Source organism: Bifidobacterium cuniculi (assembly GCF_000741575.1).
GTDB classification, from domain to species: Bacteria; Actinomycetota; Actinomycetes; order Actinomycetales; family Bifidobacteriaceae; genus Bifidobacterium; species Bifidobacterium cuniculi.
On sequence record NZ_JGYV01000021.1, the window covers coordinates 1 to 25,941 of the forward strand.

General features: G+C 68.1%; 15 protein-coding genes, 1 tRNA gene and 1 pseudogene. 13 read left to right on the plus strand and 4 right to left on the minus strand.

All coding sequences use genetic code 11. The annotated features are described in order from the left end of the window. Window positions 1–114: 114 nt before the first annotated feature. Window positions 115–3,102: a cation-translocating P-type ATPase gene (locus BCUN_RS08940; RefSeq protein ID WP_033518024.1), complete on the minus strand. Its 2,988-nt coding sequence runs from the start codon at window positions 3,100–3,102 to the stop codon at window positions 115–117. Window positions 3,103–3,452: 350 nt separating this feature from the next. On the opposite strand from BCUN_RS08940, the gene rlmB reads away from it, so the two are divergent. Beyond that, window positions 3,453–4,436 carry a 23S rRNA (guanosine(2251)-2'-O)-methyltransferase RlmB gene (gene rlmB / locus BCUN_RS08945; protein ID WP_033518022.1) on the plus strand — a complete coding sequence of 328 codons (984 nt, stop codon included), beginning with the start codon at window positions 3,453–3,455 and terminating at the stop codon, window positions 4,434–4,436. Window positions 4,437–4,466: 30 nt separating this feature from the next. On the opposite strand, the gene BCUN_RS08950 is transcribed toward rlmB, so the two are convergent. Further along, complete coding sequence (locus tag BCUN_RS08950) at window positions 4,467–5,873, minus strand: DUF4032 domain-containing protein (protein WP_033518020.1); 1,407 nt, start codon at window positions 5,871–5,873, stop codon at window positions 4,467–4,469. Between the two features lie 461 nt (window positions 5,874–6,334). Continuing rightward, entirely contained in the window at window positions 6,335–7,465 is a 1,131-nt protein-coding gene (locus tag BCUN_RS08955; protein WP_034258624.1) for an ABC transporter ATP-binding protein, read from the minus strand. 273 nt (window positions 7,466–7,738) lie between these two features. Here BCUN_RS08955 and BCUN_RS12945 point away from each other — a divergent pair. The 9 genes and pseudogenes from BCUN_RS12945 to BCUN_RS09000 all read left to right on the plus strand — a co-directional run. Beyond that, window positions 7,739–8,494 (plus strand): annotated as a pseudogene (locus BCUN_RS12945) (potassium channel family protein); the annotation flags it as partial. A 591-nt stretch (window positions 8,495–9,085) separates the two neighbouring features. Then, window positions 9,086–11,095, plus strand: a complete 2,010-nt coding sequence (locus BCUN_RS08965; protein WP_420796475.1) for a serine/threonine-protein kinase — start codon at window positions 9,086–9,088, stop codon at window positions 11,093–11,095. A gap of 108 nt (window positions 11,096–11,203) precedes the next feature. After that, the gene (locus tag BCUN_RS08970; protein ID WP_033516932.1) at window positions 11,204–12,169 is read left to right on the plus strand and encodes a DsbA family protein; all 966 of its coding nucleotides are present in this window, start codon (window positions 11,204–11,206) and stop codon (window positions 12,167–12,169) included. A 21-nt stretch (window positions 12,170–12,190) separates the two neighbouring features. Further along, on the plus strand, window positions 12,191–13,180 hold the full coding sequence (locus BCUN_RS08975; RefSeq protein WP_033516930.1) for a DsbA family protein: 990 nt from the start codon (window positions 12,191–12,193) through the stop codon (window positions 13,178–13,180). A gap of 58 nt (window positions 13,181–13,238) precedes the next feature. Further along, window positions 13,239–13,312 (plus strand) — tRNA-Thr (locus BCUN_RS08980). A gap of 336 nt (window positions 13,313–13,648) precedes the next feature. Continuing rightward, entirely contained in the window at window positions 13,649–15,169 is a 1,521-nt protein-coding gene (locus BCUN_RS08985; protein WP_033516928.1) for an aggregation-promoting factor C-terminal-like domain-containing protein, read from the plus strand. A gap of 56 nt (window positions 15,170–15,225) precedes the next feature. Further along, window positions 15,226–16,149, plus strand: coding sequence for a 16S rRNA (adenine(1518)-N(6)/adenine(1519)-N(6))-dimethyltransferase RsmA (gene rsmA / locus BCUN_RS08990; protein WP_420796476.1), 924 nt, complete (start codon window positions 15,226–15,228; stop codon window positions 16,147–16,149). After that, a complete protein-coding gene (locus BCUN_RS08995) occupies window positions 16,146–17,042 on the plus strand; it encodes a 4-(cytidine 5'-diphospho)-2-C-methyl-D-erythritol kinase (protein WP_033516926.1) in 897 nt (298 codons plus the stop codon). Before rsmA ends, BCUN_RS08995 begins: the two co-directional genes overlap by 4 nt. An 80-nt stretch (window positions 17,043–17,122) precedes the next feature. Then, window positions 17,123–17,746, plus strand: coding sequence for a LytR C-terminal domain-containing protein (locus BCUN_RS09000; RefSeq protein WP_033516924.1), 624 nt, complete (start codon window positions 17,123–17,125; stop codon window positions 17,744–17,746). Between the two features lie 108 nt (window positions 17,747–17,854). Here BCUN_RS09000 and BCUN_RS09005 read toward each other — a convergent pair whose 3' ends face one another. Continuing rightward, window positions 17,855–19,276, minus strand: coding sequence for a CCA tRNA nucleotidyltransferase (locus BCUN_RS09005; RefSeq protein ID WP_033516922.1), 1,422 nt, complete (start codon window positions 19,274–19,276; stop codon window positions 17,855–17,857). A gap of 84 nt (window positions 19,277–19,360) precedes the next feature. Here BCUN_RS09005 and BCUN_RS09010 point away from each other — a divergent pair, with 84 nt between their 5' ends. The 3 genes from BCUN_RS09010 to BCUN_RS09020 are packed head-to-tail and all read left to right on the plus strand — an operon-like array spanning window position 19,361 to window position 25,928. Beyond that, window positions 19,361–20,026 carry an NUDIX hydrolase gene (locus tag BCUN_RS09010; RefSeq protein WP_033516921.1) on the plus strand — a complete coding sequence of 222 codons (666 nt, stop codon included), beginning with the start codon at window positions 19,361–19,363 and terminating at the stop codon, window positions 20,024–20,026. Window positions 20,027–20,028: 2 nt separating this feature from the next. After that, a complete protein-coding gene (locus BCUN_RS09015) occupies window positions 20,029–22,098 on the plus strand; it encodes a DUF6049 family protein (RefSeq protein ID WP_033516919.1) in 2,070 nt (689 codons plus the stop codon). Continuing rightward, window positions 22,095–25,928 (plus strand): murein biosynthesis integral membrane protein MurJ, encoded by a 3,834-nt coding sequence (locus BCUN_RS09020; protein ID WP_033516917.1) that lies wholly within the window; start codon window positions 22,095–22,097, stop codon window positions 25,926–25,928. The genes BCUN_RS09015 and BCUN_RS09020 overlap by 4 nt, the downstream gene beginning before the upstream one ends. Window positions 25,929–25,941 lie beyond the last annotated feature (13 nt).

Sequence of the window (25,941 nt, forward strand, 5' to 3'; positions counted from 1 at the left end):
GAATTAAAGCGGGCACCGGGTTGAGGAACTCATGTTTCCTCAACCCGGTGCCCGCTTTAATTCGCGTTTTGATCCCGGGCGGGTGCCCGCTTCAATACACGAAGGGAACGGGGATCACTTCGCACGCATGCGCAGGAAGACCTTGCGAATCTCCGAGGCGATGAGCACGAAGAGGGCCAGGCCGATGCACTCGAGCCATGCCATCGGCGGCAGCGGCGTGGTGCCGAAGGCCGTGTTCAGGAACGGCACGTAGATCACCAGCAGCTGCAGCACGACGGACAGGCCGATCGCGCCCCACAGCCACTTGTTGGAGAACAGGCCCACGAAGGCGCTCTGCAGGTGGCTACGGGAGGCCAGCGCGTTGAACAGCTGGGCGAACACGAGAATCGTGAAGCCCATGGTGCGGGCCTCCACCATCTGCGCGTCGTGGCCCAGGTCGCTCACCGAACGGTCGGTGAACAGGCCGCCGGTCAGGTGCATGTCCATGCCGATGAGCGTGACGATGGCCATGATGATGCCGATGTAGATGACGTCTCCCCACATGGCGCCGTCGATCACGCGGTCCGTGAGCTTGCGCGGCTTGCGGTCCATTACGTCCTCGGTCATCGGGTCGACGCCCATGGCCAGTGCCGGCGCGGCGTCGGTCAGCAGGTTGATCCACAGCAGCTGGGTCGCCAGCAGCGGCACGGTCACGCCCACGGACTCAGGGTTCTTGATGCCCAGCCAGCCGGCGAACACGACGCCGAAGAACACGGTGAAGACCTCGCCGACGTTCGAGCTGAGCAGGTAGCGCAGGAACTTGCGGATGTTGTCGAAGATGCCGCGACCCTCGCGCACGGCGGCCACGATGGTGGAGAAGTTGTCGTCGGCGAGGATCATCTTCGCGCTCTGCTTGGTGACCTCGGTGCCGGTGATGCCCATCGCGACGCCGATGTCGGCGGCCTTGACGGCGGGGGCGTCGTTGACGCCGTCGCCGGTCATGGCGGCGATGTTGCCCTGGCGCTGCAGCGACTCGACGATCTTGAGCTTGTGCTCCGGCGCCACGCGGGCGTACACGGAGACCTCGGAGGTCGTCCTGTCGAGCTGCGCGTCGTCCATGGCGTCGAGCTCGTCGCCGGTGACGGCCTTGCCGTCCTTGGCGATGATGCCCAGGTCGGAGGCGATGCGGGCGGCGGTCAGCGGGTGATCGCCGGTGATCATCACCGTGCGGATGCCCGCGCGGTGCGCCTCGGCGACGGCGTCGCGCACCTCGGTGCGCGGCGGGTCGATGATGCCGACCATGCCATTCCAGATCAGGTTCGTCTCGATGGCCTCGGACTGCTCGGAGATGTCAGAAATCTGACCGGCGGAGTTCGTGCGGATGCCCGGCACCTGCGCCAGCGAGGTGGTCTCCAGCGGACGGTAGGCCTCGCCCAGCGTACGGTACGCCTCGCGCGACAGCTTCTCCACGGTGTCCAGGATGTCCTGCCGGTCGCCCTCGGTCAGGGGGCGGATGGCGCCGTTGACGGCGATGCGGTCGCAGTAGCCGAGGAGCACGTCCGGTGCGCCCTTGGCGAAGACGGTCAGGTTGCCCGAGTCGGTCGCGTTGCGGGCGATCACGGACATGCGCTTGCGCTCCGAGGTGAAGGGGATCTCGGCCACGCGCTCGAAGTGCTCGTACTTCCTGTCGGCGCGCGTCTTGCGGGCGGCCACGACGAGCGAGACCTCGGTCGGGTCGCCGACGATCTCCCAGGTGCCCGGCTTGGCACCGGCGCGCAGCTCGCCGTCGTTCGCGAGCGTGCCAGCGCCCAGCGTCGCCAGCACTTCCTGCTTGACGTTCTCCGGGACCGCCTGGCCGTCGAGCGCCACCATGGTGCCTTCGGGCGAGTAGCCGGTGCCGGTCAGCTCGACTTCACCGGACGGCACGACCACGCGTTCGACGGTCATCTCGTTGCGGGTCAGCGTGCCGGTCTTGTCGGAGCAGATCACGGAAGCCGAACCCAGCGTCTCCACCGAGTGCAGCTTCTTGACGATCGCGTGGTGCTGCGCCATGCGCTGCACGCCCAGCGCGAGCACGACGGTCAGGATGGCGGCCAGGCCCTCGGGCACGGCGGCCACGGCCAGCGAGACGGCCAGCAGCAGGGAGTCGATCACGTCATGGACGCTGTGGAAGCCCTCGAGCACGGCCAGTGCAATGAGCACGACGACGGCGATGATGACGACGGCGATGCCCAGGATCTTGGAGACGCGGTTCATCTCCTTCTGCAGCGGCGTGTCCTCGTCCTCGGTGGACTGCAGGAGGTCGGCGATCTTGCCGACCTGCGTGTTCATGCCGGTGCCGGTCACGATGGCACGGCCGGTGCCCTGCGTGACGGACGTGCCGTTGAACACCATGTTCGAGCGGTCGCCCAGCGCCTTCGCCTTCTCCAGCGTAGCCGGCTTCTTGCTCACCGGCACGGACTCGCCGGTCAGGCTCGCCTCGGCGATGCGCAGGCTGGCGGCGGCGAACAGGCGGCCGTCGGCGGGCACGGTGTCGCCCTCGCCGAGCACCAGCACATCGCCAGGCACGATGTCCGTCGTGGCGATGCGCTCGACGCGGCCGCCGCGCAACACGTTCGACGTCGGCGCCGTCATCTCGCTCAGCGCGTTGACGGCTTCCTCGGCCTTTGCCTCCTGCATATAGCCGAGGACGGCGTTGACGATGAGGATCAGCACGATGACGATGGCGTCGAAGGGCAGCGCCTCGCCGCCCTCGGCGCCCGGCGCCGCGTTGACCTTCTCGATGATCCACGCGACCAGAGAGATCGCGGTGGCGGCAAGCAGCAGATAGACCAGCGGGTCCTGGAACTGCTGCAGGAACTTCTTCCATTTCGGGACGGGCGGTGCGCTGGCGAGCTCGTTGGGGCCGAACTTGGCCAGGCGACGCTTGGCCTCGTCCTCTCCCAGGCCGGTGTTGGGGTCGACGTCGAGCAGCTTCGCGACCTCCTCGCCGTCGACGAGCGACGGGTCGACGTCACGGAGCAGTGCCTCCTGCGCCTTCACCTCCTGGGTTTCCTCGGCATTCGCCGGTTCCACGTGAGTTTCGCGCGGAGTGGCGGATGGATCAATGATGCGATCATCCATATCGGTAATCTCCTCGGTTGGCCGCGGAGTAGTCAGTCCGTCACGCGGTTGAGGCACCCGGCGGGTGTCCGCTGACATGACTGCGCGGATATTGTTATGTGGACGCCGTCGTGGGACGGCGCACTCGGATGCCATTATGGCATAGCGGTCCGTCCGGAGTGCCGGACTTGACCCGAGCGCTCAAAAGCAGGGGTGTGGGTCCGGAACCTGCACATTTTTTCGGCGGCGGAAAATGTGTAGGCCTCTGGCCCGCACTTTTGGCATATGTGCAGCCCTGGGGCATGCACATTTTTCCGACCGCCACAAAATGTGTACATCGTTTGGCGCGGGGTACTGGGAGAATCAGGAACATGGCTAACAAGAAAGGCCCGACCAAGGGGTCGGGCGGCAAGCATAGGAACAAGCTGCGCGGCAAAGGCCCCACCCCCAAGGCCGAGGACCGCGTCTACCACAAGGCATTCAAGGCCAGGAAGGAAGCGGAGAAGCGCCAGCGCTCCGATCCGCGCCTGGCGGCCCGTCGCCGCGCCGCGAAGTTCGCCACGGACTCCGACGACCTGGTCTTCGGGCGCAACTCGGTGCTCGAAGCGCTGCGCGTGGGCGTACCGTCGAGCACGCTGTACGTGATGGCACGCCTGGAACCGGACGACCGCACCCGTGAGATCGTGCGCATCGCCGGCCAGCGCGGCCTCAACCTGCTCGAGGCGGACCGCCTGGAGATGGACCGCATCGCGCGTTCCGACCACCACCAAGGCGTGATTCTCAAGGCGGAGCCCTTCCAGTACTCCTCCCTCACGGAGCTGGCGGACCGTGCCGAACGCAAGGCGCACGCCATGGAGGCGGCCTCCTCGGCCAGTGCACGCATCCTGGCGCGTCCGCTGTTCGTGGCGCTCGACGGCGTCACCGACCCGCAGAACCTGGGCGCGGTGATCCGTTCCGCCGCTGCCTTCGGCGCCAACGGCGTGATCCTGCCCGAGCGGCGTTCAGCCTCGGTGAACGCGACGGCTTGGAAGGTGTCGGCCGGCGCCGCCGCGCACATGCCGGTCGCCCGCGTGGTGAACCTGACCAAGGCGATCGAGGCGCTCAAGGAACGCGGCTACTACTCGGTGGGCCTCGACGGCGGCGGCTCGAAACTTGTCGGCCAGACCGGCTTCGAGACCGACCCGCTGGTGATCGTGCTCGGCTCGGAAGGCAAGGGCCTGTCGAGGCTGACGCGTGAGGCCTGCGACTGCATCGCCGGCATCCCGATGACCAATGCCGTGGAGTCGCTCAATGCGAGCGTCGCCGCCGGCATTTCCTTGTATGCCACGGACCGTGCGCGGCGTGAGGCGGAATAGGAAATCCAGGGGCGCCCGTGGATTTTCCATTCACTGCGCCCACACGGCGGCGTCCTGGTCCATTTCGGGGTTGTAGTCCTCACCGGAATCGGTGTCGTAGGTGGAGCGCTCGTCGACGACGCCGGAGTCGGCTTCGGCGTTGAGCTCGGCCATGGTCTTGGAATCGAGGCGCTGCTTGGGCAGGATGTCCTGCACGTAGCTCTGCACAGCGACGCCCATGGGCACGTCGTGGCCGGCCTTCTCCGCCATGAACCACCGGTGGTCGAGGACCTCGTGGAAGAACTGGGCGGGCTCGATCTGCGAACGGTACTCCGGCGGGATCATGCGCACGGTCGGTTCGAAGACCTCGCGCATCCAGTCGGTGGCCACGATCTCCAGGTCCTCGCCTTCGCGCCAGGTGGAGGCACGATAGGCGTCAAGGTCGTTGAGCAGGCGTCGCGCCTGGTTCTCCTGCACGTCCAGACCGGTCAGGCGCAGCAGCTTGCGGTTCGCGTAGCCCGCGTCCACCACGCGCGGACGCACGAGCACGCGCTTGCCGTCCTCCGTGGTGTTCATCTCGAGCTCGTCCACGTCGAAGCCGAGGTCGTTGAGGCGATTGACGCGCTTCTCGATCTTCCACATCTCGTCCGGGGAGAACTGGTCGGTGTCGGTCAGCGCACTCCACAATGCATGGTAGCGGTCAACCAGCCTGTTGCCGACCTCGATCTCGTCGACGTCGGGCGGCAACAGCTCACCGGAGCTCAGGTCCATCAGCTCGCCGATGATGTTCGTGCGTGCCAGGTCGATGTCGTATTCGCGCTGGCCCATGGTCAGCTCCACCTGCAGGTCGCCGGTCTCGGCATCCACGAGGCAGGCGGAGAAGGCGTCGGCATCGCGCAGGAACAGCACGTTCGACAGCGAGACGTCACCCCAGTAGAAGCCGGCAAGGTGCAGCCGCACCATGAGCACGGCCAGGGCGTCGATGAGACGCTCCGCGGTGTCGGGACGCAGCGTGCGCGCGAAGAGTGCGCGGTAGGGCATGGAGAAGCGCAGGTGCTTGGTCACAAGGATCGCCTCGAGCGGCTCGCCTTCCGCATCGTGTCGGCCGGTCACCACGGCGATGGGCTGCACGGTGGGCAGGTCGAGTTTCTGCAGCTGGCGCAGGAGTTCGTATTCCCGCTCCGCCACGGTGCGGGTGATCTCCTTCATGGCGTAGATCTCGTCGCCGACCTTCACGAAGCGCACGATGTGGCGGGAGATGCCTCGCGGCAGGTTGACCAGGAGTTCCTGCGGCCAGGTGGCGAGAGGCTTCTCCCACGGCAGCATGAACATCTTGGGATCGGCACTGGCGGCCGTGATCTTCAGCGAGGCAGGTTCCTCGGCAGGCGCGCCGGGACCGTCCGACTTCACGGAGGTCGCCTTCAACGCGCGCGGATCGAGATGGTCTGTCAAACTCATGCACACCACTCTACTGCACGCCTTGCCTGTCCGCGGCTTCGCTCCCTATCTGCCTTAAGTGCGGGTTTGCGCACCCGTTCGGACGTCTATCTGCCTTAAGTGCGGGTCGGCTTCGGCGCCCAACACCATGGAACATCAATCAAAAAGAAGAACAATAGCGAGTATCGCAAAACAATGTCTAAATAAATAATATAAGAAATGAATGCAGTTCAGCCGGCCCGCACTTAAGGCAGATAGACGTCCGAGCGGGCGCGCAAACCCGCACTTAAGGCAGATAGACCCATAAAGGCAGATGGGGACGAAGTCGCAGCAGGCGGGCAACCGGACGGCTCGACGGAACAACATGGCCGCACCACGCGAAGGACCCCCGCATCTCTGCGGGGGTCCTTCCCACGAGGCAACAAGAGAGAGAAAATCCTCGTGTGTGTCGGTCGGCATGGGACCGCGGTCCCATCCAACGGTCAGTTGATGCGCAGCTCGGTCGACGGAGCGAAGAGGTGCATCTTGGCCGGGTTGACCTTGATCTTGACGGTGTCGCCGACCTTCGGCAGGACGCGCGGGTTGACGCGAATCGTCGTGAGCTTGTTCTGGTCGGACATCATGGAGGTCTGCTCCGCGGCGATGGAGTCATCGGTGATGATGTTGCCGTAGATGTAGCCGTCGGAACCGAGGTCCTCGACGTTCACGACCTTGAGGGAGAAGGCGTTGGCCTCGTCCGGGGCGGCCAGGGAGGCATCCTCGGGACGGAAGCCGACCACGATCTCGTTATTGTCCTCCGGGGTGAGCTTGGCGAGGGCTTCCTTCGGCAGGTCCATGGTGTCGGCGCCGATCTTCGCCTTGCCATCCACCACCGGGTGGGTGTTGAGGTTCATGGACGGGGAGCCGATGAAGCCTGCAACGAAGACGTTCGCCGGGCGGTCGTACAGCTCGGTCGGGGCACCGACCTGCTGCAGGATGCCGAGCTTGATGACCGCGATGCGGTCACCCATCGTCAGGGCCTCGGTCTGGTCGTGGGTCACGTACAGGGTGGTGACGCCCAGCTGGCGCTGGAGGGCGGCGATCTGCGTACGGGTCTGCACACGGAGCTTCGCGTCGAGGTTCGACAGCGGCTCATCCATGAGGAAGACCTTCGGCTCACGCACGATGGCGCGGCCCATGGCGACGCGCTGGCGCTGGCCGCCGGAGAGGGCCTTCGGCTTGCGATCGAGGAACTCGGTGAGATCGAGGATCTCAGCGGCCTTCTCCACGCGCTTGCGGATCTCGTCCTTCGGGGTGCCCGCGATCTTGAGTGCGAAGCCCATGTTCTCCGCGACGGTCATATGCGGGTACAGGGCGTAGTTCTGGAAGACCATTGCGATGTCGCGGTCCTTGGGCTGCATGGTGGTGACGTCCTTGCCACCAATCAGGATACGGCCCTTGTTGACCTCCTCGAGGCCGGCCAGCATGCGCAGCGTGGTGGACTTGCCGCAGCCGGAAGGGCCGACGAGCACGAGGAACTCGCCATCCTTGATATCGAGGTTGAGATCATCCACCGACGGCTTGTCGTTGCCGGGGTAGATACGGGTGACGTGGTCGAAAATGACTTCTGCCATTCTTCATCCTTTCATCGGCAGGTACGTGCCGAACGATCCGTTGTGAGGGGATTACTTGTGGCGTGTCCATCTGGTGCCGTCGACTTCGAAGCGGCAACAAACTTCTACGTTCTGTTTTCACTCCGCTTGGAGTCGCCTCTTCGCTGAGCTTCGACACACTATACACGACCGGGCGAACTTGGCAAGCCCCCTCGGCGCGTCGCAGCAATCGTTTGCATTCCCTACACGCGCACATGGCCCCGCCAATTCGACATCCCACCTACAATCAGCACCATGACAATAGAGAAATGGGACCGTTTGACGAACGTACCGCTGTTCATCCTGTCGGTACTGTTCCTCGCCGCATACTCCTGGCAGATTCTCAAAGGCACCTACCTGACCGCCTGCTTCGTCATCATCAACGTCGTGTGGGCCATCTACGGCATCGACTACCTCGTCTCGCTGTTCCTGGCGCCCGACAAGTGGAAGTGGTTCAAGCAGAATCTCATCCTGCTGGTCACGCTCATCCTGCCCGTGTTCCGGCCGCTGCGGCTGCTGCGCTTCGTCGCCATGCTGCAGATCTTCAACCGCAGCACCGGCAGCGCCACCCGCGGCCGCATCACCATGTACGCGACTTGCGCGGTCACGCTGCTCATCTACGTGGGCGCGCTCGCCGAGTACTCGGCCGAGCACACCGCGCCCGGCGCGACGATCACGAGCTTCCCACTGGCCTTGTGGTGGGCCTTCGTGACGGTGACGACCGTCGGCTACGGCGACGTCTGCCCAGTGACGCCGGAGGGCAGATGCGTGGCGGTCGGCCTGATGATGACGGGCATCGCCCTCATCGGTATCGTCTCCGCCATGATCTCCTCGTGGATCATCGACCAGGTCGACGCGCGCAGTTCCGTGCAGGCGGCGAAGACGCAGCAGCAGACCCAGTACAACTCCGCGGAGACGCGCCTCATGCGCGCGGAGATCCTGCGGCTGGCCGACTCGGTGAGCCAGCTCAACACCGAGCTGCAGCGCACCCACCGCATCACCCGCCGCCACGGGGTGACCTCCGACACCGACGACCCGTCCGATGCAGACGGCCCGCTGATGAGCATCATCGACCAAGTGCGCGCCGCCGGTGCCGCCACGGCCGCCACCGCGGAGGCCGTGGCCGGCGTGGCGCCGGCGACGACGGGCGGCACGGCACAGGCTGCCGCGACTTCGACGACACAGTCCGACGGCAGCGCCGCGGCCACTTCCCCGGCGTCCGGTACGCCGGCAGCCCGCGACACTGCCGCGAAACCGCACCGTCATACCGATGTCAGCGGCGCGCACGACCATCGGGGCACTGCCGGCGGCCACCCGCACGCCCAAGGCGCCGCGGCCACCGCGCACGCGCAGCACGCGGCCACCGCGAACGAGGCGGCCATCGGTGCCCAGGGCTTCCGCCCGAAGCCGCCGCGCACGCGCGGCCCACACCGCCATCCGTCCCTGGGCCGGTGCAAGCCGCCGAGCGCAAACCGTGGCCTCTAGGAATCTTTCGTGCGCATGGCTCCCGCTCGCCCTAGGGCGAGTGCTTCCACGCACGCACCCGCCTGCGCATTTCACCAGATGCGCGCAAACGCGCGCCGTCCGGGCCGCACACCTACCATGGAGGACATGAGTGATATGCACGCGTTGAGCCTGGAGGCCGGCGACATCGTCGGCGGCTACACGCTGGTCTCCCGGCTGGGGGCCGGCGCCATGGGATCGGTGTGGCGGGTCGTCGACGGCGGCGGCACGCCCTATGCCATGAAGGTCCTGCGCGACTCGCTGGACGACAACGAGGAACTGGACGATGCCACGCGGCGGGCGCGCACCACCGCCCGCGAGCGCCTGCGCCGCGAGGCGATGGCGCTCAAGCGCATTGACGACCCGGGCGTCTGCGGCATCGTGGACATGGAGATCGACGACGCGGTCGCGTTCATCGTCACCGAGCTGATCGAGGGCAAGAACCTGCGCGAGGACGTGCGCCAGAACGGCAAGTACACGGGCGGCGACCTGGAGCGCCTGGCGGACAAGCTCATCGACGCCGTGCGTGCGGTGCACGCGGCGGGCATCGTGCACCGCGACATCAAGCCGACGAACGTGATGGTCTCGGTAACCGGGCCGGTGCTCGTGGACTTCGGCATCGCCATGGGCGAGGGGGAGAGCCACGTGACGCGCACCGGCCTGGTGATGGGCACCCCCGGCTTCATCGCGCCGGAGGTGATCGAGGGCAGCGAGGCGACGGAGGCGACCGACTGGTGGTCGACGGCGTCGGTGCTGGCCTTCGCGGCCACGGGCGAACCCGTCTTCGGCACGTCGCCGATGATGACGGTCCTCCAGCGCGAGGCGACCGGCAACGCGAACCTGCAGGGCCTGCCGCCGCGCACCCTGGCCGCCTTCCGGGCGGCGCTGGACCCGGACCCGTCACGCCGCGCCACGCCGCAGCAGCTCCTGGACGCCATCTCGCAGGATGCCTGGAACGCGCAGGCGGCGATGCCCCCTTTTGACGGCAACGACCCGGCAGGGCCGCCACCGCCGCCCAGGCCGGGACCTTCGACCTCGCTGCGCCGCTATGAGGACGTGGAGAACCCACGCCGTCTCTGGCGCGCCCAGGGGATGCCCACCGCGCTCATCGCACAGGCCGTCCCGGGCAGCACGCGCGTCATCCCGCAGCGCCTGCAACGGCTGCAGGACGCGGCCGAACTGAGCCAGACGGCACCCGCTGCCACCAGCCCACTGACCGAGACAGACGGAGCTGCGGCCACGACGCCTGCGCCCGCCAGGGTCACCGACAACCGGTCCACCCCCGCCGCCGCCACCGACACCCCCACCATGTCCATGGAGATGCGGCCGGCCGCACCGCCGGCGGACGTGATCGCCCCCACCACGGCCATGCCGCAGGGCGGTCCGACGGACGCCGACACCGACCCGGCATCACCCATGGCCACGCAGGTCCTGCCGACCAACCCGCAGGTCCCGCCGCAACCACCCCAGGGACAAGCCGACGTCGAGCCACCGGCCGGCCAGGACCCCCGTCCGCCCCTGGCGCACCGCGGACGCGTCGCCCTCGCCCTGCTCACCATCCCCCTGGCGTTCTTCGCGGCCGCCGAGCCGCTGCCCGCGCTCGCCACGGCGGCCGCGCTCCTGTGGGTCGCCGAAGCCGTCGGCCTCAACACGGAAATGCACCTGCGCCGCCGCGGACGCCGCGCGCCGCACCTCATGCGCACGCTCACCTTCCCCTGGCACCTGCTGCGCGTCCTGCCGGTCGCCCTGCTGCGCATCCTGGTCATGGCGATCGTCGCCGCGGCCATCGCGACCGCCGTCACCGCGTTCGCGCCCCTACCCACCGTCACCCTCGTCGCGGAGGGATTCGGCAGTTCGTTGCGCATGCCGCTGCCCACCGGCGCCCCGTGGTCGCCCACCGGGGCGGCGATGGCCGTGGCGCTCGCGGCCGGTTGGCTGGCGGTGGCCGTGGGACCGCATTCCTGGCAGCCGCGGCTGGGGGCAGGCAGCTGCGTAGGCGGCGGCGACGGCCGCGCGCGCACCGTCTGGGCGGTGCTGCTGACGGCATGCACGGTCGCGGCGGCCTTCGCCGGCGCGCTCATGCCCGCCGTCGACTGGTGGCCGCTGTGACTGCGGCCCGGCAGATTGGGGAGATTCGTCCACAATCGTTCCCCTTGGCCGCATAATGGCCTAGACTTCCCAGACAGGAACATCTCAAGGAAAGGACCGTGCTGACCGATGGCGGCGAAGAACAACCAGGAACGGCGGGCCGCACGACAGGCCGAACGCGAGGAGATGGAGCGCCGACGCGAGGCGCAGCGGGCGAAGGACCGGCGCCACCAGACCATCATCGGCGTGGTGGTGGTCGCGGTCGTCGCGGTCCTCGTCGTCATCGCGGGCATCGCCGTGTACCGCAGCCTGCACCCGCAGGCGCAGGCGCAGGACCCGGCCGTCACGCAGAGCGCACAGGCGGCGCTGCAGGACGACAGCGTCAAGCCGGCGCGCGCCGACGAACAAGGCGGCGTGCTCATCTCCAAGGACGGCTACGGCAAGGCGGTGAAGGGCGTGCCCACGGTGGGCATCTACATGGACTTCATGTGCCCGGGCTGCGGACAGCTGCACCGCGACCTCGACCAGACGCTCGTCGAGCTCGTGGACGCCGGGCAGATCAACCTCGAACTGTACCTCATGGCCTTCATGGACAGCTACTCCACCGACGAGTACTCGTCGCGCGTGGCGAACGCGGCCGTGTACATCCTCGAGCACGACGACGACCCGCATCACCTCATGTCCTTCCTGGAGCGCATGTTCTCCGAGGACGTGCAGCCCGAGGAGGGCAACTACGAGGCGACCGCAGTGAGCGACGAGGAGATCGTCGAGCAGGCGAAGGCGGCCGGCGTGGCCGAGGACGTGGCGGACAGTGCCATCACCCGCAACTACGACCAGTGGCTGTACGCGCTCAACTCCTACACCATCGGCCGCGAGGAACTGCGCGGCGGCAAGGAGTCGATGAGCACGCCGACGGTGACCATCAACGGCTACTACTGGGACCGTGCGAACGTCATGGCGCAGCAGCACCTCGACTCGCGCCAAGCGCTCCTCGAGGCCATCGGCCTGAAGGACGACGAGGTCGGCGTGGCGGGCAAGCTGCCGTCCATCGGTGCCGACGGCAAGCCGCTCGTCGGCGACGTCAGCACGAAGTAAGCACGAGACAAGGGGAAAAGCATGGCAGACAACGGCAATCGCGAACGGCGAGCCAAGCGCCTGGCGGAGCGCGCCGAGGCGGAGCGACGCGCCGCCGAGCAGCGCGCCAGGGACCGCCGCCAGCAGACCATCATCGGCGTCGTCGTGGCCGTCGTCGCGGTCGTGCTCGTCGCGGTGGGCGGCTTCGCCATCTGGCGCTCCACTCACCAGCAGCAGGCCGGCGACACGACGGTGAGCAAGACCAGCTCGCAGTCGGCGTACGCGGAGCTGCAGGCGGTGAAGACGAAGCCGGGCAAGGCGGACGACCAGGGCGGCATCTCCGTCTCGAAGAACGGCTACGACGACCCGGTGGAGGGCGTGCCGACGGTGGCGATCTACATGGACTTCATGTGCCCCGGCTGCGGCGAGCTCAACCGTTCGCTTGACCAAGACCTGGTGACCATGATGGACGCCGGGCAGATCAACCTGGACCTGCACTTCATGACCTTCATGGACCGCCTCACCCAGGGCGACGAATACTCGATCCGCGCGGCGAACGTGGCGCTGGCGATCACCGAGGAGGACCCCGACCCGTCCCACCTGTTCGCCTACATGGAGAACCTCTACGCGAAGGACTTCCAGCCCGACGAGCTTGACTACCAGCCGGTGAGCGACGAGCAGATCCGCGAGCAGGCGCGCGACGCCGGCGTGACGGAGGACGTCATCGACTCCGGCCTGGAACGCAACTACGACGACTGGCTGCTGGCGGTCAACACGTACACGCCGACCCGCACCGAGCTCATCGCGCCCGGCCAGTCCGGCATGAGCACGCCGACCATGACGATCAACGGCTACTACTGGAACTTCCACGAGGCGCAGTCGGAGATCCAGGAGAAGGAGGGCGCCGACAAGGCGACCCTGATCAACGCGCTGCTGGACTCCATCGGGCTGCCCCGCGACGACATGGGCAAGGCCGGCATGCTGCCGTCCATCGGCGCCGACGGCAAGCCGCTGCTGGGATATTCCGAGTAGTTTTTCGCCGCCACGGCTTGACGATTCGTGAACAGGTGGTATGCTGGTCACTCGTCGTGCCTCCTTAGCTCAGATGGCCAGAGCGGCCGCCTTGTAAGCGGCAGGTCGTCAGTTCGATCCTGACAGGGGGCTCAAGATTGCATGGTTTGTCAAAAGCGTGTATACTCTTGAACGCAGGTTGATAATTCAATGCAATGCAATAAATACTTACCCCTGAGTAAGTCAATCCTGGGAGCTCCCCCAACCATGGCTCTCAGGTAGCACGAGGGCGCATCCCCCCAACCAGCCCCCTCGTGTTCTAGGGGGCGAGAACATCCCCTTCTCTCTCGCCCCCTATTTCTTCGGAGCCGGGCTATGGCAGCCCGGCTCCTTTTTTCTTGGAAATCTCTCGTTTTTCTGTGACTTTTCTCGGGAGGGTACCGCTACAATCGTGATGGGATACAAGCGGCTAAGGACGGTGGACTGACTATGGGCAAACGGTGGACCCCACGACGATTGGTGGCCTTGCGCCGCATCCGCGTCATGGCGTGCGTGGTGGCGGTGGTGCTGGCGTCCTGCGTGACCTTCGCCTTCACCCAACGCAAGGCGGTGGCGCTCACGGTCAACGGCCACACGACGCAGGTCACCTCCTACGCCACGACCGTCATGGGATTGCTGCGCGAACAGGGCATCCAGGTCAGGACCCACGACGTGGTCACGTCGCGCAGCGGCGCGCTGACGGACGGGGACGACGTCACCGTGCAAAGCGCCTACCAGACCACCATCAGCATCGACGGCCAGGAGGTGCCCTTCTGGACGGTCGCCACCAGTGCGGAGCAGCTGCTCGGCTTCTTCGAGCAGAACCACGTGGAGGCGAACCGCATCACCGTGGACATCAGGAACATCTACAACCAGCTCACCGGCGGCATGGTCATCAACGAGGACGGCCCCGTGACGGTGATCGCCGACGGCAAGACCTCCGTGGCACCGAACGGCAAGCTGCCGGCCGCCTCGATCCTCGACTCGAAGAGCATCGTGCTGAACAAGGACGACCGCGTCACCGTCAGCAAGGACGGCGACGAGACCATCCTGCGCGTCCAGCGCGTGACCTACGGCGAGGAGACCATCACCGAGGCCATCCCCTACACGACCCGCTACGTGGTGGACGACTCCCTCGAACCGGGGCAGACCCAGGTGCAGGTCGAGGGCGTCGACGGCGCCAGGACAATCACCTACCGCGTGACCTACGTGGACGGCAAGGCGCAGGAGCGTACGCAGACCGGCGAATCCGTCACGAAGACGGCGCTCGACGAAGTGATCGCCGTCGGCCCGGAGAAGCAGGAAGAGCCCGAGGACACGCCGTCCGCCGAGGCCAGCGGCGAGCCGAGTACCGACACCGGCGCGGAACCGACCGAGGAGCCCAGCGAGGAGGCGACGCAGCCCGAACAGGACGACCAGGCCGCCGAGCCCACGGCCGAGCCGACCACTGCGGCACCGGAACCGACCGGGACCGCCACGCCGACCCCCACCCCGACGCAGACACAGCAGCCGACGCAGCAGCCGACGCAGACACCGACCCAGACGCCGACGCAGACCGCCAAGCCGACGCCCACGCCCACGCAGACGCAGCAGCCGTCCCCCACGCCCACGCAACAGCCGGTGACCAAGCCGGACGCGGCTACGGGAAGCCGCCTGTACCATCCCACGCCCGCCGCCGCGCAGGCCTACGCCGCCGGCGCCGCCGCGCAGTACGGCTGGACGGGGCAGAACTGGACGGACCTCGTCAAGCTGTGGAATCGCGAGTCCGGCTGGAGCTGGAGCGCGGAGAACCCGTGGTCCGGCGCCTACGGCATCCCGCAGTCGCTGCCGGGCGACAAGATGGCGGCCTTCGGCGCGAACTGGCGCGACGACGCCGCCGTGCAGATCGACTGGGGCCTGAGCTACATCGCCGGCCGCTACGGCACCCCGTCGAAGGCCTGGGCGCACTCGGAGCAGGTCGGCTGGTACTGATCCCCGCACTGTCCCCCGCATTCTCGACACCCACCACGAAAGCCGCCAAAGCCACCATGAACGACACCGAAGGCACCCCCATGACCACTCCCCCCGCGCAGCTGCTCGGCGCGGCCGACATCCGGCGCATCGCCGCGGACGCCGGTATCAGCCCCACCAAGAAATTCGGGCAGAACTTCGTGATCGACCCCGGCACCGTGCGCCGCATCGTGCGCGAGGCGGGCGTGGGCGCCGGCGACCAGGTCGTCGAGGTCGGCCCGGGCCTCGGCTCACTGACCCTGGCGATCCTCGAGGTCGGCGCGCGCGTGACTGCCGTGGAGATCGACCCGCCGGTCGCGCAGCGGCTGCCGCGCACGGTGGCCGAGTTCATGCCGGGCGCTGCCGACCGGCTGGCGGTGATCAACGCGGACGCGCTGGCGGTGACGCCGGCGATGCTCGCCGAACGGGACGCGCGGTTCGACCCCGAGGCGCGCACGACGTTGGTGGCGAACCTGCCCTACAACGTGGCCACGCCGATCGTGCTGACCATGCTCGAACACTTCGCACACCTCGACGCCTTCCTGGTGATGGTGCAGAAAGAGGTCGCGGACCGCCTGGCGGCGAGCCCCGGCTCCAGGATCTACGGCACGCCCAGCGTGAAGCTCGCCTGGTACGGCACGGCGCGCACCGTGGGGCAGATCGGCCGCAACGTCTTCTGGCCCGCGCCGAACGTGGACTCCGCGCTCGTGCTGTTCGAACGGTATGCCGACGACTCGCCCGAGGGACGCCGTGCCCGCGACGAACGGTGGCGGCAGGCCACGTTCCGGCTTGTCGACGCCGCCTTCGGGCAGCGCCGCAAGACCCTGCACGCCGCCCTGCGCAAGGTCGTGCCGGCCGGCGCCTTCGAGGCAGCCGGCATCGACCCCACGAGGCGCGGCGAGACGCTCACCGTGGACGAGTTCGCGCGCCTGGCCGCCGCCGCTCAGGAGGCTGTGGCATGAGCGGCCGCAGCGTGGCGGTGGACGGCCCCGCGAAGACGAACCTGACCCTGCGCGTGGGTGCGCCGCGCCCCGAGTGGGGCGACCGCCACGAACTCGACACGGTGTACTGCGCGCTGGGACTCTACGACACGGTGACGGTGACGGAACGCGAGCCGGGCAGCGGCTACCGGCTGGACCTGGCGGGAACCCACCTGGGCGACCTGGCGTCCTCGAACGCGGACCTGCGCGACAACCATGCGATTCGCGCACTCCTGGCGATGGCGCAGGCCACCGACCGGGCGCCCGACGTGGCGGTCCGCATCGACAAGCGCATCCCCGTGGCGGCGGGCCTCGGCGGCGGCTCCGTGGACGCGGGCGCCACGATCCTCGCACTGGACGCCCTGTGGGAGCTGGACTGGCCGCGGGAGCGGCTGTGCGAGGTGGCGGCCACGCTGGGCGCGGACATGCCCTTCTGTGTGATGGGCGGCTATGCGCACGGCACCGGCTACGGCGAACAGGTGACGATGCTGTCCGCACAGGACCCGACGGTGGCCGCCCTGGCCGCGGACGGGTATGCGGGCGTGGCCATGATCGGCGCCTACCAGGCACAGCTGGGCACCCCGGAAGTCTATGCCACCTTCGACGTGGTCGGCGGCGACGACCGTTCACGCAACGACCTGCAGCCGGCGGCCGTCTCGCTGCACCCGCGCAGCGGCCAGGCGATCGACGCGGCCCTGCAGGCGGGGGCCACGCAGGCCTTCGTCTCGGGTTCCGGCCCCTCGGTGGTCGCCTTCGCCCCCGACGAGGACGGCGCACGGCGCATCGCGGACGCCTGGACGCGTACGGGGGCCGTGGACCGCATGTTCCAGGCCGGCGTGGGGGCGACCCCGATCCTGCGCAGACCGGCGGCCTGAGGGCCCTTCAGGACTCTTGGCAGCGTCAGCCTTCTACGGTAAGGTAAGGGGACATCCACCCCACGTCCAAGGAATCAGGCATGGCACACAACAGCGCGGAACGCGAGGCACGCAAGCAGTACGTACGGCGACGCCAGACCGTCGTCTTCGGCGTCGTCGGCACCCTGCTGGCGGCGGCGCTGGTCGTCTCGCTACTCGTGTATTTCCACGTGGGTGGCCTGGGGGTGTCCAAGGACGAGGTGCAGGAGGCCAACTACGGCATCGTGGCGCCCTGCGCGTCCCCTGCGGCGGACGGCTCCACCCCGAAGTACCCGGAGAACCGCACCGTGACGGTACGCGTGCTCAACGGCACCACCTTCGCCGGCTTCGCGCAGGCCGTGGCCGAGGCGCTGGAGAACCGCGAATTCGTGGTGCAGGGCGTGGACAACTACGACACCCAGGTGGAGCGCACCACCATCGTCTTCGGCAGGAACGCCATCGCGCAGGCCTACACGCTCGCCGGCGAGTTCCCCGACGCGCAGCTCAAGATGGACGACCGCGAGGACAAGCTCGTCGACGTGATCCTCGGCTCCACCTTCAAGGACCTGCAGGACACGGAGAAGGTGCCGAAGACCGGCGCCCCGATCGAGAACATCGAAGGCTGCAAGGCCGCCGACCAGATCAAGGACCTGCCGAAGGCCCCGGAGCATACGGCGGTCGGCTAGGCGGTGCCCTGAGCCACCCTTGTGCCCCCCCMMTGAGAAATTGTTCRRWRAATGAACAATTTCTCAGTGGGGGCACAAGGGTGGCTCAGGGCACCGCAGGGGGGGGCTTCAGGCCGCCTGCTGCTCCGACCACCAGCGGTGCAGCTCGGCCAGGGCCTCCTCGTGGTCGGCGGGGCCATGGTCGAGGCGGTAGTCGAGCATGTGGCGGTAGGCCTTGCCGACCTCGGGGCCGGGGGCCAGGCCCAGTTCGGCCATGATCTCGTCGCCGTTGAGGTCGGGACGGATCCTGTTGAAGTCCTCCTGCTCCTTGAGCGTGCGCACACGCTCCTCCATCTCGTCCATCGCCTCCTTGAACATGAGCGCCTTGCGCCTGTTCTGGGTGGTGGCGTCGGCGCGGGTCAGGCGGTTGAGGCGCTCGTAGAGGGGGCCGGCGTCCTTCACGTAGCGGCGCACGGCGGCGTCCGTCCACGGCTCGTCCACGTAGCCGTGGAACCGCAGGTGCAGGTCCACCAGCGTGCTCACGTCGTCGACCACGTGGTGGTCGAAGCGCAGCGCCCTGAGGCGCTTGCGCGTCATCTTCGCACCCACGGCGTCGTGGTGGTGGAAGCTCACCTTGCCCCCCGGCTCGAAACGGCGGGTGCGCGGCTTGCCGATGTCGTGCATGAGTGCCGCCAGGCGCAGCGTGAGGTCGGGGGCGGGCACGGCGCCGTCGGTGCCGGTCTCCAGGGCCACGGCGCGGTCGATCACCATCATCGTGTGGTCGAAGACGTCCTTGTGGCGGTGGTGTTCGTCGATTTCCAGCTGCAGGGCGGGGATCTCCGGGAAGACCACGTCCGCCAGGCCGGACTCGACGAAGGCCTCAACGCCTTCGCGCGGCCGGTCGCTGAGCAGCATCTTGACGAGTTCGTCACGCACGCGCTCCGCGGACACGATCGACAGACGCTCGCCCATGTCGCAGATCGCCTCCGCCGTCTCCGGCTCGATCGAGAAGCCCAGCTGCGCCACGAAACGCACGGCGCGCATCATGCGCAGCGGGTCGTCGTCGAAGGACTGGCGCGGGTCGACGGGCGTGCGCAGCACCCCGCGCGACAGGTCGTTCGCACCGCCGAAGGGGTCCACGAACTCCAGGTCCGGCACGCGCAGCGCCATCGCGTTGACGGTGAAGTCGCGCCGCGACAGGTCGCCTTCGAGCGTGTCGCCGTAGCTCACCTCGGGCTTGCGCGAGTCCGGGTCGTAGGTGTCGCTGCGGTAGGTCGTCACCTCGACCTGCACCTCGGTGCCGTCCTCGCGCCGGCGCATCGCCCCCAGGGTGCCGAACTTGCGCCCCATGTCCCAGAAGCCGTCATGCCCCCAGCGCTTCAGGATCGGCTCGAACTGCTCGGGCCGCGCGTCCGTGGTGAAGTCCAGGTCGTGGGACGCGCGGTGCAGCAGCAGGTCGCGCACCGGACCGCCCACCAACGCCAGCTCGTACCCCTCATCGGCAAACATCCGCCCGAGTTCCATGGCTTCGGGCCATACTTCGAAGTTCACGCCACACCTTTCCGCCCCGCTTGGGTTTTCTGCTCTCCAAGCATACCGATTGCCCATATACATAGGGAGAGTAAGGTGGAGGTCATGGTCACACCCGCAGACGTTGCACGCATGCATGCGCACGCTGCGGGCAAGCATACCCAAAATCCCCTGCAGGAGGACGAGCTGCTGTACTCGTCGGACCCGCAGGAATTCGGCCAGCGCATCCGCATCGCGCAGCAGGGCCTCGACCCCGACGCACCTACCCCGGCCATGATGCCGCCGCGCCGCAGCAACGACCGTCCCGCCACCTTCGCTTCCCTCGACGCGCAGGAACTGCCCGTCGTGCGCGAGTATTCGGCCGGCGGCCTCGTCTTCGACGCCCACGGTCGCGTGGCGATCATCGCGCGCCATTCGCGCAGCGGCCACCTCGAATGGTGCCTGCCCAAGGGGCACATCGAGAAAGGCGAGACGCCCGAGCAGACCGCCGTGCGCGAGGTGCACGAGGAGACCGGCATCCTGGGCGAGGTCGTCGATTCCATCGCCACCATCGACTACTGGTTCACTGGCACCAGCCAGCGCGTGCACAAGCTGGTGCACCATTTCGCCCTGAAGCAGGTCGGTGGCACGCTGACCGTGGAGGGCGACCCTGACCATGAGGCCGAGGACGCCATCTGGGTGGACTTCGCGGACCTGGACGACGTGCTCAGTTACCCCAATGAGCGTAAGATTGCTTGGCTGTATGCAAGGAAACTGAACAGGCAGGGCTGAAAGTGAACCGACGACATGCCATCGCACGCGTCAGGCGACTCCTCCAGGCGACCTTCGCCGTGGTGGCCATGTGCCTCATCGCCGTCGTCCCCGTGGCGGCCCATGCGGACGACGCGACCGACGACGGCGTCGTGCTGGGCGTCGAAAGGATCACGCCCGTGGTCACCAAGGACTCCGGCTTCTCCCTCACCGTCAGCGTGCGCAACACCACGTCCCGGGACCTGGCTGCCGGCAGCCTCGACGTGCGCGTCGCCGCCGGCTACGTCTTCGTCTCGCGCACCGACCTGCAGGAATGGGCCGAGGGCACCGGCGGCATCCCCACGCCCGACAGCCTGCTGCGGCTGGCCGTGCCCGCCGTCGCCGCCGGCGACCAGGTCCGCGTGACCGGCAAGCTCGGCGCCGATGCCAACCAGCTCAAGGCGCTCACCAGCTGGGGGCCGCGGCCGCTGTCCATCGACTACGCGACCGACGACGGCGCCACCATGGCACGCCTCGCCACCTTCCTCACGCGTTCCCAGGACGGCCTGGGCGGCGAGCGCACCCCGCCGCTCAACCTGACCGTGGCGATGCCGCTGGCCACCGACGGCTGGCAGGCGGACGCCAAGGCCGAGGAGGCACTGGAGACCGGCACGAAGCAGGACCCGGACACGGTCGTGACCCTGGACGACGAACAGCGCGAGGCACTCAAGGCGAAGGACCAGCTGGGCCAGCGTTTCGCCGACCTGCAGACCGTGGCCGACCCGGACGTGCTGGAGGCGATCGGCACGCCGCACCACAGCGGCATCATGCAGCCGTCCGCCTTCGACATCACCACGTACGCGCGCGTGGCCGACCCGTCCGCCTATGCGGCGGCCGGCGTCGACATGGCGGCGTGGAACGCGGACACCGCACGGGCGACCATGCGCGACGCCCTGGGCGACGAGAGCGCGCAGACCGACGTGTATGCGTGGCAGGGCGCGGATTCGTGGACGATGGACGCGCTGACGGCGGCCCGCACGCAGGGCTACGAAACGGCCATCGCCACCGACGACTTCGCGCTCACGGACGGCGCGACCGCCGTCACGCAGGTGTACCGCGTACCCACCGACGCCGGCACGATCACCGTCTTGGCCGCGCAGGCCACGCTCACCACGCTCGCCGGCGGCCGGGCGACGGCTCCGCAGGCGACCGCGGAACACAGTGACGCGGGGCGCCTGGCGCGCATCATCGCGCAGAGCGCCTTCTACCAGATGGAACAGCCGTACGAGTCGCGGCCCCTGCTCATGTGCGTGGGCGAGTCGGTGGGCGCCGACCAGGTCAGCGCGCTCATGGAGGCACTGGGGCAGGCCAGCTGGGTCAACCTGCAGTCGCTGCAGGAGCTGGCGGCGCAGCCGTCCATGCAGGTCGACGAGACGATGCTGCCCGCCCTCATCGACGGCTCCGTCGGTGCGACGGCCACGGAACCGGCGAGCCTGCGCGAGGCGCTGCGTTCGCTGGCAACGAGCCGCGAACGCCTGGTGCGCTTCGACGGCTCGGTGCTGGACGACGACGCGCAGGAGGCGCGGCAGTGGGCAGCGAAGCTGGTCACGGCGCATGACCGGTTCGCGCTGGCGGCCGCCGGCCCCGGCGCGACGCTGGCCACGCGGATGGCGCAGGAAGCGTCCGGCTTCGCGGACACCGTCTACGCGCAGGTCAAACTGGTACCGTCAGGCAGCGTGAACGTGGTCTCGGAGACGGCGTCGATGCCGGTAACCGTGTCCAACGACCTGCCCTTCCCCATCGCCGTGCGCGTCTCCTCGATCACCGACTCCATGGAGATCGTGACCGCCCGGTTCACGGACATCACGGTGCCCGCGCACGCCGAGGCGCAGACGTCGATCGCGGTCCGCGTGTCCACGTCGGGCACGACGACGGCCCGCGAACAGTTGGTGGACCGTGAGGGCGAGGCCTTCGGCGCGTCCGCGCAGACTACCATCACCAGCTCCCTGCAGCTCAGCGACAAGAGCGGCGTCGTCCTTATCGCGCTCGCCGTGGTGCTGGGCGTGGTGGGGCTCTACCGGCAGTACACCCGCAAGAAGGATCCAGACGAATGAGCGATTCAGTAGGCCGTAACTCGTTGATCATGGCGGCCGGCACGGCGGCGTCGCGCGTCACCGGCCAGTTGCGCACGATCCTGCTGGCGGCCGCGGTGGGCACCACCGGCCTGGCCGCCAACGCCTACCAGGCGGGCTCCATGATCCCGCAGGTGATCTACACGCTCGTGTCGGGCGGCATCTTCAACGCGGTGCTCGTGCCGCACATCGTCCGCACCATGAAAAGCAGGGATGCGAAGGAACAGCTCGACAAGCTGGTCACCTTCGCCGTGTGCCTGCTGCTGGGCGTCACCGTGATCATGGCCGTCGCCGCGCCCCTGGTCACGCGCCTGTACGTGGCGGGGTCGCCGGAGCTCGTCGCGCTCTCCTACGCCTTCACCCTGTGGTGCACGCCGCAGATCTTCTTCTACGGACTGTACACGGTGCTGGGGCAGATCCTGGCGGTGCAGAACAGGTTCGGCGCCTACGCGTGGAGCTCGGTGGGCGCCAACGTGATCAGCTGCGCCGGCTTCGCCACGTTCATCGCGCTCTTCGGGGACATGTCCGACTCGACCTTCGCGCAGTGGGACAGCAGCAAGATCGCCCTGACCGCGGGTACCTGGACCCTCGGCGTGGCCTTCCAGGCGCTCGTGCTGTTCATCCCGCTCATGCGCAGCGGCATCAGAATCCGGCCGCGCTTCGGCGTGCGCGGCATCGGCCTGCGCACCATGGGGCCGATCGCCGCGTGGAGCCTGGGCATCGTGCTCATGGACCAGGTGGCGAACGTGGTCTCCACGCGCGTGCTCACCAGCGCCCCCATGAAGGCGCAGATGGCCGGCATCACGGGCATCGTGGCCGGAAACGCCACCTACCAGAACGCCTACACCATCTACATCCTGCCCTACTCGCTCATCGCCGTGTCCGTGGCCACGGCCATCTTCCCGCGCATCTCCGCCGCCATCGCGGAACGCGACATGGAAGGCGCGCGCGGCGCCCTGAGCTCCGCGCTGCGCAACGTCGGGCTCATCATGGGCTTCTTCACAGCCGCCTTCATCGCCATGCCCACCGCCATCGTCGGCAGCCTGCTGCCCACCGTGCCCGCCGAGCAGGTGTCCTTCATCGCCAGCACGCTGATCACGCTGAGCGTCTGCCTGCCGCTGAGCTCCGCCTACCTGATCATCCAACGCACCTTCTACGCCTTCGAGGACGGCCGCTCCCCCTTCACCTTCATGGCAATCCTCTACGTGCTGGAGATGGTCTTCATCGGGCTGGGCACGCTCGTGTTCGCCCCCACGAACTGGTGCGACCTCGTCGGCGCCAGCCTCTCCCTGGCCTACGTCATCTCCTTCGTGCCGCTCGTCTTCATGCTGCGGCGCAAGTTCGCCGGCTCCCTCGACGGCCGGCGCATCGCACGCACCTACGGCAAGGCGGTGCTCGCCGCGCTCGCCAGCATCATCGTCGGCGTGCTGCTGTCCGGGCCGGTCGGCAGCCTCACCGACTTCGGCGACGGGCACGGCTGGGCGGTCAACTGGGCCGGCCACGTCATCACCGCCGCCGTCATCGGCATCGTCATGCTCGCCGTCTATGTGGGCGTGCTGTGGCTCGCACACACCGAGGAACTCACCGGGCTGGTCGCCACACTGCGCGCACGCCTGTCCCGGCAACCGGCCGTCGCCGAAGGCGTGCCGGCGGACGAGCTGGAAATGGCCGCGACTGCCATGCCCAGCCAGCAGGAGGAAGCGCCGATTGCGCTGCCGGAAGAGCCGGCCCCGCCATCCTTCCCACCGACCACGGCCGCGGATAGAATGGCCACTGCAACGCCCGTTCCCCCCGCCTACGAACCAAGGACAACGCCCATGAAGCCGCATCTCGGAGACACCGTACTCAACCGGTACACCCTCGTCTCACCATTGCGCGAGGAAGCCGGACTGCAGGCGTGGAAGGCGAACGACCGTGTCCTTGCACGCGACTGCCAGCTCTTCATCGTGAACAACAAGGCGATGCTGCGCAGCACCAACGCCATCGCCGGCACCCTCGCCGCCTCGCGCGACCCGCGCTTCACCCCCGTCATCCAGCTGCAGCACGACGGCCCCATCGCCGTGGTCCTCACCCAGCTCGACGGCGGCGTCAGCATCACCGAATACCTGCACACCGGCAACGCCGTTCCCCTCGGACACGAGGCGATGCGCACCATCATCGGCGAGGCCGGGCAGGCCATGCGCTTCCTGCACCGCGAACACCTCACCCACCACGCGCTGTCCACGGACACGATCCGCCTGACCAAGAGCGGCGTGCAGGTCGCCGACGCGCCCGTCAGCCAGGCGCTCGCCGACACGTCCATGGGCGCGGCCGGCGACAACGACGAGCGTCGCGCCGTGCGCCAGCTGGCGGCGGTGCTCTACTGCATGCTTACGCGCACCGCGTCGACCATGCGGCCCACCTTTGACCTGTCCGCGCTGCCCGCGGACACCCCCGCGGAGTTCCGCGTCATCGTCAAGCGCGGCCTCGACCTGTCCGAGGACGGCAAGGCGACGGTGCCGCTGCTCACGCTCGCCGAGCTCGAGGCGCTGCTGGGACCATACAAGCCGCTGCACGCGCTGGGACGCCAGGAACTGCGCCTGGGCAACCAGGATGGCGCCTGCTCGATCGTGCGCGCCATGATCCAGCCGGCACTGCCCGGCGACATCCTGCCGATCCCCGAGACGCTCCTGTCCCAGCAGACCATGCCGGCCTTCCAGTTCGCCACCGCCGCGCCGGCGCCCGACGCCGCCTCCGACGAGTTCGGACAGGCCGAGGACGGCACGGGCGAGAAGACAGGGGCGGAAAACAACACGTCGCTCAAGGAACTGTGGAACCGCAGCAAGACAATCATGGCGGAAGGCGCGGCCACCGGCGCCGGCCCGGAGATCATGCCGGAGGACGCCACGGAGATGTTCTCCGCCTTCGCCCCGGGCGCCGACTACGCCACGGACACGCTGGTCTCCGGCATGCTGATGCCATCCGACGTGACGCGCCTGACGGCGTCGTCGCCGGAGGACACGACCGGCAGCTCCACCACCGGGCAGCTGCCCGCGGTGGACCGCACCGGCCATGCCGTGCCGCAGGTGCCCGAGTCGCAGCGTGCGCTCGAGCAGGAGAAGCGGGATATCGACGAGACGTACGTGATGGGTACGCCGGCGCTGCCGCCGAGCTTCGCGCCGCGCAGCCAGGAAGGCGCCCAGCGGCCGAGCACCCCGAAGGCCTTCGACGACACCGAGGCCAAGGGGGCGTCCAAGACGCGGCGCGTGGCGCTCATCGTCTGCATCATCGCCGTGGTGGCGGCACTGGTGGTGGCGGTCACCTCGGTGGCGAAGACGGGCAGCCTGTTCAACTTCGGCAAGCAGGACACCACGTACTGGCCGAAGATCGACGCGAACAGCGTGCCCTTCGGCAGCCGCACCGGCGAGGATGTGGAGAGCCCCACGAACGACGCCACGCCCAAGGCGACGGCCACCCCGTCCGAGACGAAGAAGCCGGAGAACACGACGCCCTACCCGATCGAGTCCGCGAACTTCCTCGACCGTCCCAATGGCGCGCAGGGCTACGGCTACGCCATCCACCTCAAGCAGAAGGAGAACGTCTCCAAGGTCATCATCAAGATCCAGTCCTCCGGCGGCCGCGGCTACATCCGCGTGAACACGACGGGCGACCCGAACGCCGGCGAGCAGGTGGCGGACTTCACCTTCGCCGAGGGCGGCACCACCGAGGTGAAGCTGGACAAGGCCGTGGACACGCAGGACCTGATGCTGTGGGTGCCGCTGGACAGCATGCCCGGCAACCAGCTGTACATCAATTCGGTGGAGGTGCTGTAGGCGTAATGCGTCT

Bases quoted from the DNA above. Each gene is read 5' to 3' on its own strand.
- rsmA (WP_420796476.1), top strand. From the start codon at position 15,226: ATGAACGACACCGAAGGCACCCCCATGACCACTCCCCCCGCGCAGCTG.
- BCUN_RS08995 (WP_033516926.1), top strand. From the start codon at position 16,146: ATGAGCGGCCGCAGCGTGGCGGTGGACGGCCCCGCGAAGACGAACCTG.
- BCUN_RS08975 (WP_033516930.1), top strand. From the start codon at position 12,191: ATGGCAGACAACGGCAATCGCGAACGGCGAGCCAAGCGCCTGGCGGAG.
- BCUN_RS08970 (WP_033516932.1), top strand. From the start codon at position 11,204: ATGGCGGCGAAGAACAACCAGGAACGGCGGGCCGCACGACAGGCCGAA.
- BCUN_RS08950 (WP_033518020.1), bottom strand. From the start codon at position 5,873: ATGAGTTTGACAGACCATCTCGATCCGCGCGCGTTGAAGGCGACCTCC.
- BCUN_RS09020 (WP_033516917.1), top strand. From the start codon at position 22,095: ATGAGCGATTCAGTAGGCCGTAACTCGTTGATCATGGCGGCCGGCACG.
- rlmB (WP_033518022.1), top strand. From the start codon at position 3,453: ATGGCTAACAAGAAAGGCCCGACCAAGGGGTCGGGCGGCAAGCATAGG.
- BCUN_RS08985 (WP_033516928.1), top strand. From the start codon at position 13,649: ATGGGCAAACGGTGGACCCCACGACGATTGGTGGCCTTGCGCCGCATC.
- BCUN_RS08965 (WP_420796475.1), top strand. From the start codon at position 9,086: ATGGAGGACATGAGTGATATGCACGCGTTGAGCCTGGAGGCCGGCGAC.
- BCUN_RS08955 (WP_034258624.1), bottom strand. From the start codon at position 7,465: ATGGCAGAAGTCATTTTCGACCACGTCACCCGTATCTACCCCGGCAAC.
- BCUN_RS09010 (WP_033516921.1), top strand. From the start codon at position 19,361: ATGGTCACACCCGCAGACGTTGCACGCATGCATGCGCACGCTGCGGGC.
- BCUN_RS09000 (WP_033516924.1), top strand. From the start codon at position 17,123: ATGGCACACAACAGCGCGGAACGCGAGGCACGCAAGCAGTACGTACGG.
- BCUN_RS08940 (WP_033518024.1), bottom strand. From the start codon at position 3,102: ATGGATGATCGCATCATTGATCCATCCGCCACTCCGCGCGAAACTCAC.